Source organism: Paenibacillus sp. tmac-D7 (genome assembly GCF_006519665.1).
Lineage (GTDB): Bacteria > Bacillota > Bacilli > Paenibacillales > NBRC-103111 > Paenibacillus_G > Paenibacillus_G validus.
Genome location: NZ_VIDW01000021.1, coordinates 78,248 through 94,719 on the forward strand (window position 1 = coordinate 78,248; position 16,472 = coordinate 94,719).

General features: G+C 54.7%; 12 protein-coding genes. 3 read left to right on the forward strand and 9 right to left on the reverse strand.

The features are described from left to right. Window positions 1-154 precede the first annotated feature (154 nt). Together FKP33_RS15645 and FKP33_RS15650 are read left to right on the forward strand one after the other, a co-directional pair. Window positions 155-1,018 carry a class I SAM-dependent methyltransferase gene (locus tag FKP33_RS15645; protein WP_054800273.1) on the forward strand — a complete coding sequence of 288 codons (864 nt, stop codon included), beginning with the start codon at window positions 155-157 and terminating at the stop codon, window positions 1,016-1,018. Window positions 1,019-1,021: 3 nt separating this feature from the next. Continuing rightward, complete coding sequence (locus tag FKP33_RS15650; RefSeq protein WP_054798109.1) at window positions 1,022-1,711, forward strand: RluA family pseudouridine synthase; 690 nt, start codon at window positions 1,022-1,024, stop codon at window positions 1,709-1,711. A gap of 56 nt (window positions 1,712-1,767) precedes the next feature. Here the strand turns inward: FKP33_RS15650 and FKP33_RS15655 are convergent, their stop codons facing one another. Both FKP33_RS15655 and FKP33_RS15660 read right to left on the reverse strand, forming a co-directional pair. After that, window positions 1,768-4,410, reverse strand: a complete 2,643-nt coding sequence (locus tag FKP33_RS15655; RefSeq protein ID WP_141335682.1) for a PAS domain S-box protein — start codon at window positions 4,408-4,410, stop codon at window positions 1,768-1,770. Between the two features lie 127 nt (window positions 4,411-4,537). Continuing rightward, window positions 4,538-4,957: a MarR family winged helix-turn-helix transcriptional regulator gene (locus FKP33_RS15660; protein WP_155615343.1), complete on the reverse strand. Its 420-nt coding sequence runs from the start codon at window positions 4,955-4,957 to the stop codon at window positions 4,538-4,540. Window positions 4,958-5,148: 191 nt separating this feature from the next. Here FKP33_RS15660 and FKP33_RS27215 point away from each other — a divergent pair, with 191 nt between their 5' ends. Further along, entirely contained in the window at window positions 5,149-5,316 is a 168-nt protein-coding gene (locus FKP33_RS27215) for a hypothetical protein (protein WP_164751901.1), read from the forward strand. A gap of 4 nt (window positions 5,317-5,320) precedes the next feature. Here the strand turns inward: FKP33_RS27215 and gyrA are convergent, their stop codons facing one another. From gyrA to FKP33_RS15695, 7 genes are all read right to left on the reverse strand, one after another. Continuing rightward, a complete protein-coding gene (gyrA, locus tag FKP33_RS15665) occupies window positions 5,321-7,756 on the reverse strand; it encodes a DNA gyrase subunit A (protein ID WP_127608925.1) in 2,436 nt (811 codons plus the stop codon). Window positions 7,757-7,771: 15 nt separating this feature from the next. After that, entirely contained in the window at window positions 7,772-9,745 is a 1,974-nt protein-coding gene (parE, locus tag FKP33_RS15670; RefSeq protein WP_141335683.1) for a DNA topoisomerase IV subunit B, read from the reverse strand. A 147-nt stretch (window positions 9,746-9,892) separates the two neighbouring features. Further along, on the reverse strand, window positions 9,893-10,885 hold the full coding sequence (locus tag FKP33_RS15675) for an ABC transporter permease (RefSeq protein ID WP_141335684.1): 993 nt from the start codon (window positions 10,883-10,885) through the stop codon (window positions 9,893-9,895). Further along, entirely contained in the window at window positions 10,878-11,849 is a 972-nt protein-coding gene (locus FKP33_RS15680; RefSeq protein ID WP_141335685.1) for an ABC transporter ATP-binding protein, read from the reverse strand. Before FKP33_RS15680 ends, FKP33_RS15675 begins: the two co-directional genes overlap by 8 nt. A 17-nt stretch (window positions 11,850-11,866) precedes the next feature. Next, window positions 11,867-12,832, reverse strand: coding sequence for a GDSL-type esterase/lipase family protein (locus tag FKP33_RS15685; protein ID WP_141335686.1), 966 nt, complete (start codon window positions 12,830-12,832; stop codon window positions 11,867-11,869). 223 nt (window positions 12,833-13,055) lie between these two features. Next, window positions 13,056-14,495: a M23 family metallopeptidase gene (locus FKP33_RS15690; protein WP_181410171.1), complete on the reverse strand. Its 1,440-nt coding sequence runs from the start codon at window positions 14,493-14,495 to the stop codon at window positions 13,056-13,058. Window positions 14,496-14,654: 159 nt separating this feature from the next. Continuing rightward, on the reverse strand, window positions 14,655-16,472 hold a 1,818-nt coding region (locus tag FKP33_RS15695; RefSeq protein ID WP_181410172.1), incomplete at its 5' end, for a dynamin family protein.

The following is a 16,472-nucleotide window of genomic DNA, read 5'->3' on the forward strand; positions in this document are numbered from 1 at the left end:
CCCTTCAGTATTTCCTCTGCCCAAGAGGGCTATTCGAGTGGAATTGCGTCTCTCCTTCATGTAAAATAGATAGAATGGCGCAAGCTTCGCAGCGGTTGACGCATGACCTGAAACTTGCCATACATATGAGAACGCAAAGGATGGACGAAGACGCATGTATGCAGCTCAAGATTGGAAAGATTACGAAGTGATCGATACCGGAGACGGAGAAAAGCTGGAGCGCTGGGGGACGGTCGTTCTGCGCAGGCCTGACCCGCAAATCATTTGGCCTCTGATCAAAGAAACGGGCGAGTGGCGCCAAGCGGACGCGCATTATCACCGGAGCTCGAGCGGCGGCGGCCAATGGGAGTACAAGAAGCAAATTCCGGAGCGGTGGACGATCTCGTATCGCAACCTCTCTTTCCACATCAAGCCGACCGGCTTCAAACATACCGGACTGTTCCCGGAACAAGCGGTCAACTGGGCGTGGATGATGGATAAAATTCGCGGCGCAGGCCGTCCGATCCGCGTGTTGAACCTGTTCGCCTACACCGGCGGCGCCTCGGTTGCCTGCGCGGCGGCCGGAGCCGAGGTTTGCCACGTGGACGCTTCCAAGGGCGTCGTCCAGTGGGCCAAGGAAAACCTGCAGCTGTCCGGCCTCGGCGACCGCCCGGTACGCTTCATCACCGACGATGTATTCAAGTTCGTGCAGCGGGAGCAGCGCCGCGGAAGTAAATACGATGCGATCATTATGGACCCGCCTTCCTACGGACGCGGCCCGAACGGCGAAACGTGGAAACTGGAAACCAACTTGTATCCGTTCGTTGAATCTTGCATGAGCATCTTAACGGACAAGCCGTTGTTTATGCTGATCAATTCGTATACGACCGGCATCTCGGCGTCCGTGCTCAAGAATGTGCTGTCGCTATCGCTTGGACGCCGGTACGGCGGCACGATCACCTGCGGCGAGATCGGACTTCCGATTACCGCTTCCAAGCTGATGCTGCCGTGCGGCATTCTGGGACGCTGGGAGGCTTAACGAATGGCCGGTGTTCCCTCTATCCCCGTGTTATATGAAGACAATCATGTGATTGTCGTCATCAAACCGCCGAACTTGCCGACACAGGAAGACGATTCGCGGGATCCGGATTTGCTAAGCTTGATTAAAGCGGACCTGAAGGTCCGGCACCGAAAGCCGGGCAACGTGTATCTCGGTCTGGTGCAGCGGCTTGATCGTCCCGTAGGCGGAGTGATGGTGTTCGCCAAAACGTCGAAAGCCGCCTCCCGGCTATCCGATGCGGTACGGACGCGGACGATTCGCAAGCAGTATCGCGCCGTCGTGAACGGCAAACCGAAGGAACCAAGCGGAACGCTGCGCCACCATCTGCTGAAAGATTCACGCACGAATATGGTTAAGGTCGTACCGGCCGACAAGGAAGGTGCCAAAGAGGCGATTCTCGATTACCGGATCGTCGGCTCTCAAGACGGCCTGTCGCTCCTCGAGATCGAGCTGCATACCGGCCGGCCGCACCAAATTCGGGTGCAGTTCGCCGCAATCGGCTGCCCCTTGGTCGGCGACCAGCGCTACGGCGGCGCTTCGGCAGTCCCCGGCCAGCAGATCGCGCTCTGGTCGGTAAGCCTTGCGTTCGAGCACCCGGTAACGAAAGAGGCGCTGCGCTTTCATTCGCAGCCGCCGACAGCCTATCCGTGGCTGCTGTGGGAGCAACGGTAGCTCGATGTCTGCGCCGCTCCGCTCGCGGTTCTGACCCCTGAAAAATAAACACATACCTAACGAGGTATGTGTTTATTTTTATAGAATTGTTCCATCAGATTCGAGACAACATCACATTTAATGGGCTTACTTATGTATTCATCCATGCCAGCGGCTAAACATTGTTCGCGATCGCCATTCAGCGCATTGGCGGTTACGGCGATAATGTAAGGGCATCGTTCCGGCGGCAGCGATGCTTTTATCGATTTTGTGGCTTCCAGACCGCTCATCACAGGCATTTGAATGTCCATAAAAATAAGATCATAGGTCTCGCGGGCGACAGCCTGGATCGCCTCTTCGCCATTCTCAACAATGCTGGCGCGATAACCGAGACTTTCCAGAATCCTTTGCAGGACCAGCTGATTGATGACGTTGTCTTCTGCAATTAAAATGTTCAGAGGCTGTCGAACATAATTATCCTCCTCTATAGACGGATGCTGCTGCAGCGACTCCTTATCGCCTTCCGCCTTAACCATAACCGTAAATACAAAGGTTGCCCCGGGTCCATGCGTAGGCTCAATCCATATTTCCCCGCCCATCAGATCGACGAGCCTCTTGCTAATCGCCAGGCCTAACCCGGTTCCTTCCGGTTTGCGGTTCAAGAAGTGATCTATCTGGTAAAAGGGCTCAAACAACCGATGGATCTTATCTTCCGGTATGCCGATTCCGGTGTCCCTAATCATAAATTGAAGCTGCACCTGATTCCGGGCTTCCATTACTTTCTTCACGGAGATGGTGATTCCGCCGCTATACGTGAACTTGATGGCATTGCTGATCAAATTCAACAGCACTTGCCTCAGCCTGTTCGAATCTCCGATAACGGTTTGAGGAACTTGGGGATCGATGAATACAGTCGATTCCAAATTTTTTGCAAGCGCTTTTGAAAGCAGGACGTCAAGCGTCTCGGAAATATTGTCCTGCACACTAAAAGGCTCTTCCGCCAGTTCCGTCTTGCCGGCTTCAATTTTGGAGAAGTCCAGAATATCGTTGATCAGGGCTAGAAGTGTATGTCCGCATTTGCTTATGATTTCGACATACTCTTGTTGTTGAGCGTCGAGATCCGTCGTTTCTGTAAGCAGGTCTGTCATCCCGATAACACCGTTCATGGGCGTGCGGATTTCGTGACTCATCATAGCTAAAAACTCGCTCTTTGCTTTATTCGTGCTTTCCGCCGCTTCCTTTGCGATTAACAGCTTTTTCTGTTCGGTTATATCCTTGGCAATAATATAATAGCCAACGGTTTCCCGATTGATGATGATGGGGGCAATGGTTGTTATCAGCTCCACGACATGACCAGCTTTATGTTTGAATTTATCAATGTGTTTTTCTGCGAATGTATGGTTAGCGGAATCTAACAATATTCTTTCCAGATTGCGGACCCCAATGAAGGCTGCAATCTTCATGCCGATCATCTCATGAACACTATAGCCGGTCAGCTGTTCGGCCCTTACATTTGTGTTCGTGATCTTGCCGTTCAAATCAAATGAAATGACAGCATCGTGGTTATATTTTTTTAATGAGGTATATCGTTCAATGGTCTCTTGCAGTTTTAATTCGATAGTTTTACGTTCGGTAATATCCTGGATAATTCCTTTTACGATCAGGGGACGACCGTGATCATCAAATGAAACAGATACGCGAATATGCAAATATTTGGTCGAGCCGCCAGGGTTCAATTGACGAAATTCCGAGCTGAAATCATGACCTTGGAAGGCTTGTTCCATGCAAGCTGCAAACCGCTGCCGATCGTCCGGATGAATCAGAGACGCAACATCGCTTGGAAGAAGTTCATTTTTGTTCAGGCTGAATATTTCATAAGCTTGATCCGATAATGAAAGTTTATTGCAGGAGATATTCCATTCCCAGCTTCCCACCAGCGCAATGCGCTGTACCTCGGCAAGATTATCCTCGTTTCTCTTTCGTTCTGTTATATCGCGGGCAATCCCCAAAATTTTTTCGATTTGGCCGTGCTCATTCCTGATCGTTCTAAGCGTGGATTCAAACCAGATATAGCTGCCGTTTTTATGACGCACCCGGTAGATAATGACATCGTTATCGGATAGAGACATCGTCCGCAATTTTTCCAGGTCGTCAGGATGATAAAAGGCAGGGCTGCTTTTTCCAATAACCTCTTCCGGCTCGTAACCTAGTATTTCGCGAATGGAGGGGGAAATATATCGGGTTATTCCATCCGGCGTGTTGTACGATATAATGTCTAATGCATGTTTCGTTATCAGATTGTACAATTCCTCTGTTGCAAGCAATTTCTGTTCGGCAGCTTTTTTCTCAGTAATGTCAATAATATGGGAAATGAAATAGAGGGGAGTTCCATGCGGTTCTTCGCGAACAAGCGAAACATGCAGGGACGTCCAGAGCTCGCTGCCGTTTTTTTGGACATACCGCTTTTCCATTTCGCGATTGGATGAGCCCCCGTCCAGCAGCTCATCGATGAAATCGTCCGTCCTTTGCAAATCATCCGGGTGGGTGATGTCCCTAATGGTAAGCTCAAGCAATTCTTTTTCCGAATAACCCATAATTTTGCATAAAGCGGGATTCACCTTAATCCATGTTCCATCCATGGACACCAAGGCGATGCCGATTGGAGCAAAGGTGTATGCTTGCTCAAAATAAGTATGGTGATCGAGTTGTATGTTCCGCATACAAAGATCCTCCCGTTCAAATGTAGTACGTTATATTCAGGCCCAATACGAAGTAGACCTCCTCGCCATGTCGGCACGGGAGGTCTACTTCGTATTCGGCATTCGTATATATACAAGGGCACAACTGTTAGGCGTTCGCCACTTTACCGAGCAAATACACGAGCAGTTGCTGATTATGCGATGAAATCCGGCTTAAATATTGCTGCAGAAACTGTTCGCGGACTTGCACGCCGCGTTCACACTCCGTCCGTCCGTGCTCCGTTAAGATTACCCAAACAATGCGCCGGTCTTTCTCGTCCCGCTCGCGGGCGATCAAGCCGCTCTTCTCCATCCGATCCAGTAGCGTTGTAATCGCCGCAGGCGTCGTGGCCAAATAATCGATAAAATCGGACGGCTTCATCTTCGTCTTACCGGCGACCTGCAGCAGCTCGAGCACGGTTAATTGACCTTCTGTCAGCGAAGGCGCCAGCTCTGTTTCCATATGCGTGCGGAGGTCTTTGGACAATTTCCACCATAGTTTGGCGAATTCTTGAGTTATCACTACCATCACTCCCGAGAATCCTATCGTTTTCCTTATTATAACATCTCTTCCTGTCCAATAAAAGGTTAATCACCTAAATATTTTATGACATGAAACGATAAATTCGGGTACCATTTGACGGGCTTCAACATATCATGCAGCAGAGGGCGATCGCCCATAGGGGCAGCTTGTCAATCCTTGTAGCAAGGAGGAACATTATGGAGGACTGGAAAACAAAAATCGGAGAAATCGCTTTGCATAAAGGCATCATTAAAGACCCACACTGGCTGGATCGCTTGGACGATCCGATGCCGGTGTGGGCCGTGTTGGAGCTGATGCTTGAATTGTTGGAACGGGTTGAACCGACGTACTCGAGTTACGATTAATCCGTCACGTAATTTTTAGCAGATCGACGATCCAATCTTTCTTGTCCAGCGCGATCATCTGCTTCCCTGACGACTTTCGCTCATCGATCGGCGTTTGCTCCGTGGAGAAAGTCGCTTTCTCCCCCGAGTTTAGAATAGCGGTCAAGTCGAACGGTTCTTTTACTGTAAACGCGCCGAGCAGCATGGAACCGTTCGGTTTCACACGCTTGCCTTCTTTGAACTCGAAGGTGAGAATCCCCTTGCCCCCGCGTCCTTGAACCGGATAATCGGCGACGAGCGAGCGTTTGGCGTACGCAAGCTCTGTCACAACCACCACTTCGCCTTCATCGCCTTCCACCAAATCGGCCGCAACCACTTCGTCGTCTTCCTTCAACGCGATGCCGCGAACGCCCGCAGCCGCCCGGCCCATCGGGTTTACTTCCTCTTCTTTGAAGCGAATGGCCATTCCCTGCTTCGTAATCAGCAGGACGTCCTTCGTTCCCGTACTGAGCAGCACGTTCAACAGCCCGTCCTGTTCGCCGACCTTGCACGCCACGATTCCGCTCGAGCGGTTGGTCGCGTAATCCTTTAATTCCGTACGTTTGACCTGGCCTTTGCGCGTAAAGAACAGCAGCGACTTCCCGGGCTCGTCGAAATCTTTCAACGGAATCACGTTCACGATTCGGTCGTCCTTCGGGATCGGAATGACGTTGACGATCGCCGTTCCGTTTTCCTTCCATTTGTACTCCGGAATCTGATGGACGGGAAGCAGGAAGTACTGCCCTCTTTGCGTGAAAATGAGCAGATTTTCCAGCGTGTTCACGTCGAACAAATGCCGGAGATAATCGCCTTCCTTCAAGCCCGTCTTATCGATCTCGCCGCCCGAGCGGATAAACGAAAGCTTGCCCGTCCGTTTAATATACCCGTCTCTGGACAGCGTAACGAACACGTCTTCCGCCGTTACCATGACTTCGAGATTGACCTTCAGCTCTTCAACCTCGTCCTGAATGACCGAACGCCGGTCGATGCCGTATTTATCGCGAATTTGCGAGAGTTCGTCCTTGATAACGCCCAGCAGCTTTTTCTCGCTGCCCAGAATGCTCTGCAGGTAAGCGATCGTCTTCTGAACTTCCTTCAGCTCTTTCTCAAGCGAATGGATCTCCAGATTTGTCAATCGGTACAGCTGCAGCGTAAGAATGGCGTCCGCTTGCCGCTCGGTGAAACCGAACATCCAGACCAAGTTGTTCTGCGCGTCTTGGCGGTTCTTGGAAGCCTTGATCGCGGCAATCACTTCGTCCAGTATATTCAATGCTTTCACGAGGCCTTCCAGCACGTGCCCGCGGTCCTCGGCCTTCTCCAGCTCATACTTGGTGCGGTGGGTAACAACTTCCTTCTGATGCTCGATATACGCCTGGAGCATATCCAGCAAACCGAGCTGCTTCGGCGTTTTGTTCACGATCGCGACCATGTTGAAGTTATACGTGATCTGCAGATCCGTTTTCTTCAGCAAATACGCCAAAATCCCCTGCGCATCGGCATCCTTCTTCAGCTCCACGACGATTTTCATGCCTTCGCGGCCGCTTTCATCGCGCACCTCGGCGATGCCCTCGATCTTTTTCTCCAGCCGTATATTTTCCATCGCGGTCACGAGCCGGGACTTCACCACTTGATACGGAATCTCCGTAATGATGATTTGCTGCTTGCCGCCGCGCAGCTCCTCGATCGCTGTCTTTGCCCGCACATAAATGCGGCCGCGGCCCGTACGGTACGCTTCGCGTATGCCTTCCGAGCCCATAATGATGCCTCCGGTCGGAAAGTCCGGACCTTGGACGAACATCATAAGCTCCTCCAGCGTACTGTCCGGGCGGTCGATCAGCGAGATGCAGCCGTTAATGACTTCCCTCAGGTTATGCGTCGGAATTTCCGTGGCGAAGCCCGAGGAAATACCGCTGACGCCGTTAACAAGCAAATTCGGATAACGCGAAGGCAGCACGACCGGCTCCTTCGTCGTGTTGTCGAAATTGTCTTTGAACAGCACGGTCCGCTTATCGATGTCCCGCAGCAGCTCCATGGCGATCTGCGACAGCCGGGCTTCCGTATACCGCATCGCGGCCGCCGGGTCGTCGTCCATCGAGCCCCAGTTGCCGTGGCCGTCTACGAGCACATGCCCCATCTTCCAAGGCTGTGCCATCCGCACCATCCCGTCGTAAATGGACGAGTCGCCGTGCGGATGATAGTTGCCCATCACATCCCCGACCGTCTTGGCGGACTTGCGGTATGTCTTATCCGGCGTGTTGCCGGCATCGTACATCGCATATAAAATCCGCCGCTGCACCGGTTTCAGGCCGTCGCGTACGTCGGGTATGGCGCGGTCTTGAATAATATATTTGGAATACCGGCCGAAGCGGTCGCCGACAACCTCTTCGAGAAAGGCCGGCAAAAAGTTCTCAAGTATGCTCAACTTGCTGCCCCCCGTTTATTCTTCATATTCCGTGAAGTCGACGTTCTCGATAATCCAGCGTTTGCGCGGATCGACCTTGTCGCCCATGAGCGTAGACACCCGTCTCTCGGCTTTGGCCGCATCCTCGATCTGCACCTGAAGAAGCGTGCGCGTCGCCGGATCCATCGTCGTTTCCCACAGCTGATCCGGGTTCATCTCGCCGAGTCCTTTATACCGCTGAAGCTCAACGCTCTTGCCGAGCTCCTTCATGAGCGCTTGCAGCTGCTCGTCCGTCCAGGCGTAACGCACTTCGCTGGATTTACCCGATTTCTTGGTCACTTTGAACAGCGGAGGCTGGGCAATATACACCTTGCCGGCGTCGATCAACGGCTTCATGTAACGGTAGAAAAACGTAAGCAGCAGCACTTGAATGTGCGCGCCGTCGGTGTCGGCGTCGGTCATGATGATGATTTTGGCATAATTGCTTTCGGAAACTTCGAATTCCGGTCCGACACCCGCGCCGATAGCGGCGATAATCGCCTTGTACTCGTCGTTCTTCATGATGTCGGCCAGCTTCGCCTTCTCGGGATTCATCGGCTTGCCCTTGAGCGGCAAAATCGCCTGATGCTTCGAATCGCGTCCTTGCTTGGCCGAACCGCCTGCCGAATCCCCTTCGACGATAAACAGCTCGTTGCGGGTATAATCTTTGGACTGCGCGGGCGTCAGCTTGCCGCCGAGGTTCGAGCTCTCGCTCTTGCCCTTCCTGCCGCTGCGCACTTCCTCCCGCGCCTTACGGGCCGCCTCGCGCGCACGGGCCGACTGGATCGCCTTCTTCATGATCATTTGCGCGACCTGCGGGTTTTCCTCGAGAAACACAGCCATCTTATCGGACACGACCGCGTCGACCGCGCTTCGCGCCGAGGCGCTGCCGAGCTGATCTTTCGTCTGTCCGACGAATTCGACCTCGCCCATCTTGATGTTGATGACTGCCATCAGTCCCTCGCGCAAATCCTGACCGTCGAGATTTTTCTCCTTCTCCTTGAGCAGTCCGGCTTTCCGCGCGTAATCGTTCATAACGCGCGTATACGCCGTCTTGAATCCGGTTTCGTGAGTACCCCCGCCGCGCGTCGGAATCGAGTTGACGAACGAAGCGAGCGTCTCCGTGTAGCCGTCGTTGTACTGCAGCGCTACTTCGACCTCGATCTCGTCGCGTTCCCCCATAAAATGAATGACGTCATGCAGCACGTTCTTCTCTTCGTTCAAAAACTGGACGAACTGACTCGCGCCGCCCTCGTATTGAAATACGTCCTCTTTATTGTTGCGCAGGTCGTTCACCGTTACTTTCAGACCCGAGTTCAGGAACGCGATCTCCTGCAAACGTTCAGATAACGTATCGTAATTGATCGTCGTGCCGCCCTGAAATACCCGCTTATCGGGCTTGAACGTCACTTTCGTGCCGGTTTTGCGCGTATTGCCGATCACTTCAAGACCGGTTACGGGCTCGCCGACATGCTCTTTCCCGGTATCGTCAACCCAATATTCAAACCGCTGGCGGTGCACTTTGCCCTCGCGGTAAATTTCCACTTCGAGCCATTCGGACAGCGCGTTCGTCACGGATGCGCCGACGCCGTGCAAGCCGCCGGATTTCTTGTATCCGCCGCCGCCGAATTTACCGCCCGCATGCAAAATTGTAAACACCACCTGCGGTGTCGGAATGCCCGTTTTGTGCATACCGGTCGGGATGCCTCGGCCGTTATCCTGCACCGTCACCGATTGGTCCTTATGTATGATCACATCGATTTGCGAGCAGTGCTTGGCCAAGTGCTCGTCCACCGCGTTATCCACGATCTCCCAGATCAGATGATGCAGACCGGACGTCGTGGTGCTGCCGATATACATCCCCGGGCGCTTGCGCACCGCAACGAGTCCTTCGAGCACCTGAATATCGTCCGCCCCGTAATCCGCAGGCGCCGCCGTTGTATTTCCAAACAAATCGAGTTGTTCCGTCATCGCAGCCTCCCAAACAACACAGCACGAGAAATCAAAGTTTCGCTGAGTTTTCATTAGCCGAAGGTGACGAACTTGGACCGCTTGTCCATTTCTGCCAAATCGTCCAAGTATGCTTTCAGCTAACATGCATTATAACATTTGAACGGATTAGTTCAACACATCTTTTTTCGTGAAAACGGCAAATGATACGAGGATCGACAACGCGACCCAGACACTGAGCACCGTTAACGAAAACGGCAGGTCCATCCCTTTGATGGGTGGAAGACCGCCGGTCAAGTAATCCGTCAGGTCAAGATTGACCATAAATAAATATTTCGCCGTCTCCCACGAGGAGACCATGCTTGTCAAGATCGTGCCGGAAATTAGCACCGCCAGCATGATGCCCATACCCGCCGCCGTGCTGCGGACGAGCACGGAAATCATCATCGTCATGATCGCCACGGCAACGGCCGCAAACCAGACGAGCCCCAGCTCAAGCAGCAGGTAAAACCACTGCTCCACCACGCGAACGCGGGAGAAATCGACGTCCGTTCCCGTCACCGAGAAGCCGAGCAGCCGCGGCATATCCCATCCCCCGTAACCGAAGAAGAGCCCCGAGATCAAGTAGCTGAGCAGCGCTGTGGCCACGACGACGACGGAAGTGAACAAGATGAGCGTGATCAGCTTGCTGAGAAGCACCCGCCACCTGGGCACCGGCCGCGTCAGCAGCAGCTTGATCGTCCCGTTCGTATGCTCGCCGGAGACGATATCGGCGGCGATGACCATGACCATCAGCGGAATAAACAAGCCGACGGCGTTCTGAACGAACGTTACTGTAAAGGTTACCCCGTTCGGCGAAGCGGGATTCACATCTTTATCCAAATAGTATTGGGCAAGCTTCACTTCAACCTGCAAACGCTGCTTCCACTCCTCCGGAAGTCTTGCGCTGCCGAGCCTTTGCGTGTAATCGCGCACCTTCTGACGCTGCTCCACGCGCCAGTCGGTCGTGCCGAACTGCTTCTGATTGTTTTGCGCCACTTTCATCTGGGCGTAGGTGAACATCGGAATGATCGCCGCGAGGATGAGCAGCACGACGAGCAGCCGTTTCTTTTTGACCATCTTGATGCTTTCGTTCATCACAAGCCCGTACAAGCTAGCCAATGCGCTCACCCTCCGTCACTTTCAAGAATAAATCTTCCAGCGTCGGAAGCTTGATTTCGATGCCGTGCAGCTCAACCCCCGCTTCAATCAGACGCTTGGACAACAGCGGGATATCGTCCGGGTTCATCTGCATGGCGATCCTCGCCGGCTGCTCGTCCGAACCCGCATCTGCGCTCAGATCCGGCGTGTCCGTACCCGCGCCGTGCGGCTCCAGCACCTGCAGCGCCTTGCCGGCCGGCCGCACGCTCCAGACGACCCTGCTCGCCGATTCGTCGACGAGCGAAGACACTTCGCCAACCTGCAGCACCTCGCCGTGGCTTATAATCGCAACGCGGTCGCACAGCTGCTGAATTTCGCTCAGCAGGTGGCTCGACACGAACACGCTTAGTCCCGTCCGGGCGAGGCGGCGAATAAATTCGCGCAGCTCCTTGATGCCTTGCGGATCGAGACCGTTCGTCGGCTCGTCCAGGATGAGCAGCTTCGGATCGTTCAACAGCGCCTGCGCAATACCGAGCCGCTGCCGCATGCCGAGCGAGTATGTCTTCACCTTGTCGCGGATGCGCGCGTCCATGCCGACGATCTCCACTACCTCGCGGATGCGCTTCTCCGTCACCCCGGGAAGCATGCGGGCGAAATGCTCCAGGTTCTCCCAACCGCTTAAATACGGGTACAGCTCCGGATTTTCGACGATACAGCCGACGTACTGCAGCGCTTCCTCGTGCTGCTTGAGCACGTTGTACCCGCAGATATGAATCTCGCCTGCCGTCGGCTTGATTAAACCGACCAGCATCCGGATCGTCGTCGTTTTACCGGACCCGTTCGGGCCCAAGAAACCGAAGATTTCACCGGCACGAACATCGAACGAAATGCCTTTGATAATAAGCTTGTTCCCGATCTTCTTCTTAACCCCTTCCACCGACAAGACGATGTCGGCGTCCCCGCCCTTGCTCGTCCGCTCCGCCATGACCCTCTCTCCCCCGTTTACTGTAAAATGTCCGCGATCCTCTCTGCAATACGCTCATAGCCTTGCTGGTTCGGATGAAAATGATCGGTGTATAAATATTTCGAGCCCTGCAGCTCGAACAAATCGTACGTCGGAACGACCGTTACATTCGGGTAACGGCTTGCGATTTCGAAAGCGGCCGTATTCCAGCGCTGGATGATCGGAGCGCCGGCACGGTCTTTATCGATGTCGAGAAAAGGATGGTACAGCCCGACGTACAAGACGCGCGCATTCGGATTCGCCTTGCTCACCCGGTCGATGATCTGCTCCAGCCGCTGGAGCGCCTCCGGCATCCGCGTGAGTGCCGCTTGCGGGTTGAACGCTTCACCCAGCTGAACGTCGGAGCCTGACGGGACGGGCGCTGCAGTCCGGCCGTCCGTTCCTTCGCCGGGGTTCGCTTCATCAGGCTTGGACGCTTGGCCGGCTTGGCCGTTCGGCGCGTTGAAGATGCCTTCGCCGCCTTGAAATAAATCGTTCCCGCCGATCGTGAGCAGAACGAGATCCGATTCCGAGATCGACCTCGCGATGTCCTTCTTGGCCTCCCAATCCTTCAACAAATCGGTCGTGCGGAACCCCGGAATCGCAAAATTGTTATAAACGTACACCGGTTTGCCGAGTCGCTGCTCCAGCTTGTCCCGTACGCTGCGCACATACCCTTTGCCCGTAATATCCCCCGTACCGGCGGTTAACGAGTCGCCGAGCGCTGCGATCCTTATCTGCGTTTTCGCTTCCCAGGCTTGACCGGATTGTGGTTCGGATGGCGCCGCCGCCCCTTCATTTGCAGCGGGTGCAGGTACGGTACCGACAAAACCGGTGCCTACCCCTGAAGCCGCTTGCGGGAATATGATTTGATTGACGGCATACGCAAAGCCGGCAGCGCATACCGCTGTGGACAGAAGCGCCCCGAAGCCGACGGAACGCCATAACCAGCGTGTAGAGCTCATGCTTCTCCCCCGATCCCATGTCTAATTTTGTCACAGCATCCACTATACTTTTTAGAGTAGCCGTTCATTGACCGATTTGCAAATGTACGGACTTATGCCTATGCTGTATACTACTTGTATAAGGTGCGGACAGAGAAAGTCAGGCAGAAATATAGGATGGTGTATAGGGCCGGAGTGAACTAACATGCCCAAGGGGGATTTATAGCGGCGGAGGTCCTGCGGGTCAACTCAAATATTTCATCGGGTTTTGCTGGGAACCGTTCTTAATAATTTCAAAGTGCAGATGGACGCCCGTTGAATTTCCGGTGCTTCCCATCACGCCGATTTTTTCGCCTTTGGTGACGAATTCGTCCTTCTTGACTTCGATTTTGCTTAAATGTCCGTAAAGCGTCTCATACCCGTTCCCATGGTCGATCACAATGCAATTGCCATATCCGCTCTTCCAACCGGCATAAACGACCTTGCCGCTGTCGGACGCCATAATCCCCCGCTGCTCGGACACAAAATCGGTGCCGTTGTGCGACTTGCCCCAGCGCAGCCCGAATTGGCTCGTCACTTCGCCCCGCAGTACGGGCATGGCGAACTTGCCGGACCCGGCGCCGGCAATCACTTTCGTACCTTGTTTGACGACGGTTTGCACCGGCGCTTCCAACAACTCCTCGCCTACGGTCGATTGTTCCGTAAACCGCCCGTTCACATGGATCGATTGAACCGTCACCTTCTTAAGCCCGGGCTTGCCTTGCGATACAATTTGAATGACGCCGGCCCTCAGGCTGTCATCCTTCTCATAAACGACGCCGCTGGGCACCTTCCTCTGTTCGGTGCGCAGCTCGGTCGTTTTGACCGTAAGCAGCGGCTGTTTCACCGTAATCGCAAGCTTCTGCCCGACGCGGATCAAATCGCGTTTAATTTCCGGATTGTTCGCCCGAAGCGTCTCGAGCGGGATCGCAAACTTCTGGGCGATTAAGGACAAGCAGTCGCCGCGCTCCACCGTATACGTTTGCGCTTCGTAGGCCCCCGATAATATGCGCTCCTTCACTACGTCGGAAGCCTCGACCTTCCCGGGCTTGACGAGCGTCTCGTTGATGCTGACGTCTTGGACGAACGTACCGGTTGTCCGCGCTTCGGCTGCGGCAACTGCGGAATCCGGGGAGGATCCGACGAATTCGGCGGATAACGCCCGCACTCTTTTGTTCTTCCCGTCCGGGGACGGCAGGAATGGAGCTTTAATCTGCTCCAGCAGCTCGGCGGCCGCAGCTACATCTTTCACAACCCCGACCGATTTGCCGTCAATGCGGATTTCCGCAGCAAAGAAATAAAACACGATTCTGTCTTTCAGCGCGGCAATAACGGCTTCGTTATCGATAACGCCGTGAAACGTTTCGTTGCCCACGAAATGAAGCCTCTCCATATTCGAGGTTACCCGTAAATTCGGCTGTTGGCGTTCCATTTCCTCGTAACGTTCGTTCTTCCACCTTTTCACCACATCGGGATCCGAGACGGTTCCCATCAGCTGTTCGTCCAGAAACACATCATAGCGCGGAATGGTTTGCGCCTTGATAAACCACCGGCCTGACAGCACAACGGTGACAATGACAGCAAAGGCCGTGACCCATTGAATCGTTCCTAACGTACGCTTCCACAGACGTGTCGAGTTCTTCAACGTCTCTACCTCCCTGAAATTTACGTTCTTCGCGCTCCCGGGCGGGTGTGCTCCGCATCCCCACATGTATATGAGACCTTGCGTCGAAAAAGACAAAAAAATACCCCCGACTTCGCCGTAAGGCTAGAAATCGGAGGTTTGGACGGCCCGCCACCCGGATTAGCTCGGCGGCAAATACTGCAGCAGGCGGCTATGCTTTTCTTTCAACGCTTCCAAGTCAAGCTTCATGTCGAGCGCCTCAAGCAGCCCTTCGGCCTGCTCTTCAAGCGCCGTGCGCCATTGCCCCGCCAGCTCGGCGATGACGCTGCGCAATTGATCGGCGTAAGCCTCCTCCAGCCGGGCGGCTTGCGCTTCCGTAAAGCGGCGCATCGGATCGTTCAGCTTCGCTTCCAGCTCCTTGCGCAGCTGTGACTTGCCCTCTCCTTCGAAAAACTGCTTCGCATTCTTGAAGAAGGACGCCAACCACTTCGTCTGCACCTCGTCCGCCAGCAGCGTGTCCGTCAACTCCGGCGTACGCAGCTTGAACGGCGGCACATCGGCAGGCTCGAATGAAGGAATTTCCGTACGTATCGTCTCCGTCCACGAGTCAGCCGCCTGCTTCGCCATCCGGTTGATTTTGTTCTCGATACGCAGCGTCGTGGCCAAAATCTCTTGGGACAAATCGAAGGAGATCATCCGGCGCAGGTCTTCCCAAGCCGATTGCAGCACCACTTTGGCGTCGCGCGGGTCTTCACGGAACAGCGAAGGGTTAAACGCCACGTTGAACAATTCGCCGAAACGGTATGAAGATCGCTGCTTGACGTAATACAGCAGCTCCTCGATTTCCTTGCCGAGCTCCCGGACGTCAGCCTTATCGGCGTCCTGCTCCAGCCGGGCGGCGCTCGTTCGCAGGGCGCTGCGCAGTTCTTCCGCCTGCTTGGCCCGGTCGGCCGCATCGCTCTTCGCGCTGTTGATCCAGCGCTGCAGCGTGTCCGCCGCGCGGCGGATGTCCGCTTCGCCGGCTCTGACCGCGATGTCGGTCAGTTCCCCGAAGGTGAAGCGGACGAAGTCCCGCTCGAAGCGAACGATGCCCGATTGCTCCGTCGTCTGCGGATCGCCGTTCTGCTTGCCTTCCAGGGCGTAATAACTGGAGAGCGGATAAATGCGCGGATGGCGAATGCCGTGCTGAAGCAAATTGCTTTCGACATGACCGACGACACCTTCCAGCTCCTCCGCGGAGGAAGCGAGGTCGGCGGCGTTGACGATGAAAAACATTTTATCCAGTTCGAAGCTGTCCTTGACCCGGCCGAGCTGCAGCAGAAATTGCTTGTCGGCGTGGGAGAACGCATGGTTGTAATACGTGACGAACAGAATCGCGTCCGCGTTCTTGATATAGTCGAAGGCGACGCCGGTATGACGTGCGTTGATCGAGTCCGCTCCCGGCGTATCGACCAGCACGACGCCCTGCTCCGTCAACGGGTTCGTATAATATAATTCGATGAGTTCGACAAAGCACGATTTGGATTCGTCCGCGGCGTAACCGCCGAATTCATCCGATGTGATGCGCAGCTCCTGCCCGAGGAAATCGCTCATGCCGCTCCAGCCCTGCTGAACGGCACGGAGAAACGCATAATGCGGCTTGCCCTTGCCCGGAATCCGGTCGGCCTTCAACCCGCCGATCGCCTGCAGCGCCTGCTCGATCGTAACGGCCTTCTCGCCAAGCACCTCGAGCGAGTACAACACGTCGGCGATCAGCCGGTCGCGGCTCTTCATGCGCACTTTGGCCGTTCCGTGCGGCCAGCCCGCTTCCGGATCGGGCGGCATGATTTTGTTGATCGCCGCCGTCGTCGGATTCGGCGAAACGGGCAGCACCCGTTCGCCGATCAACGCGTTGGCGAACGACGATTTGCCTGCGCTGAAAGCCCCGAACAGCGCGATCGTGAAGCGGTTGCCGGCAAGCCGCTCCGCCTTCTCCAGCAGCGAACGGCGCAGCGACTG

Excerpts from the sequence above, each read along its gene's own strand:
- FKP33_RS15645 (WP_054800273.1), top strand. The coding sequence starts at position 155 with ATGTATGCAGCTCAAGATTGGAAAGATTACGAAGTGATCGATACCGGA.
- FKP33_RS15650 (WP_054798109.1), top strand. The coding sequence starts at position 1,022 with ATGGCCGGTGTTCCCTCTATCCCCGTGTTATATGAAGACAATCATGTG.
- FKP33_RS15655 (WP_141335682.1), bottom strand. The coding sequence starts at position 4,410 with ATGCGGAACATACAACTCGATCACCATACTTATTTTGAGCAAGCATAC.
- FKP33_RS15660 (WP_155615343.1), bottom strand. The coding sequence starts at position 4,957 with ATGGTAGTGATAACTCAAGAATTCGCCAAACTATGGTGGAAATTGTCC.
- FKP33_RS27215 (WP_164751901.1), top strand. The coding sequence starts at position 5,149 with ATGGAGGACTGGAAAACAAAAATCGGAGAAATCGCTTTGCATAAAGGC.
- parE (WP_141335683.1), bottom strand. The coding sequence starts at position 9,745 with ATGACGGAACAACTCGATTTGTTTGGAAATACAACGGCGGCGCCTGCG.
- FKP33_RS15680 (WP_141335685.1), bottom strand. The coding sequence starts at position 11,849 with ATGGCGGAGCGGACGAGCAAGGGCGGGGACGCCGACATCGTCTTGTCG.
- FKP33_RS15685 (WP_141335686.1), bottom strand. The coding sequence starts at position 12,832 with ATGAGCTCTACACGCTGGTTATGGCGTTCCGTCGGCTTCGGGGCGCTT.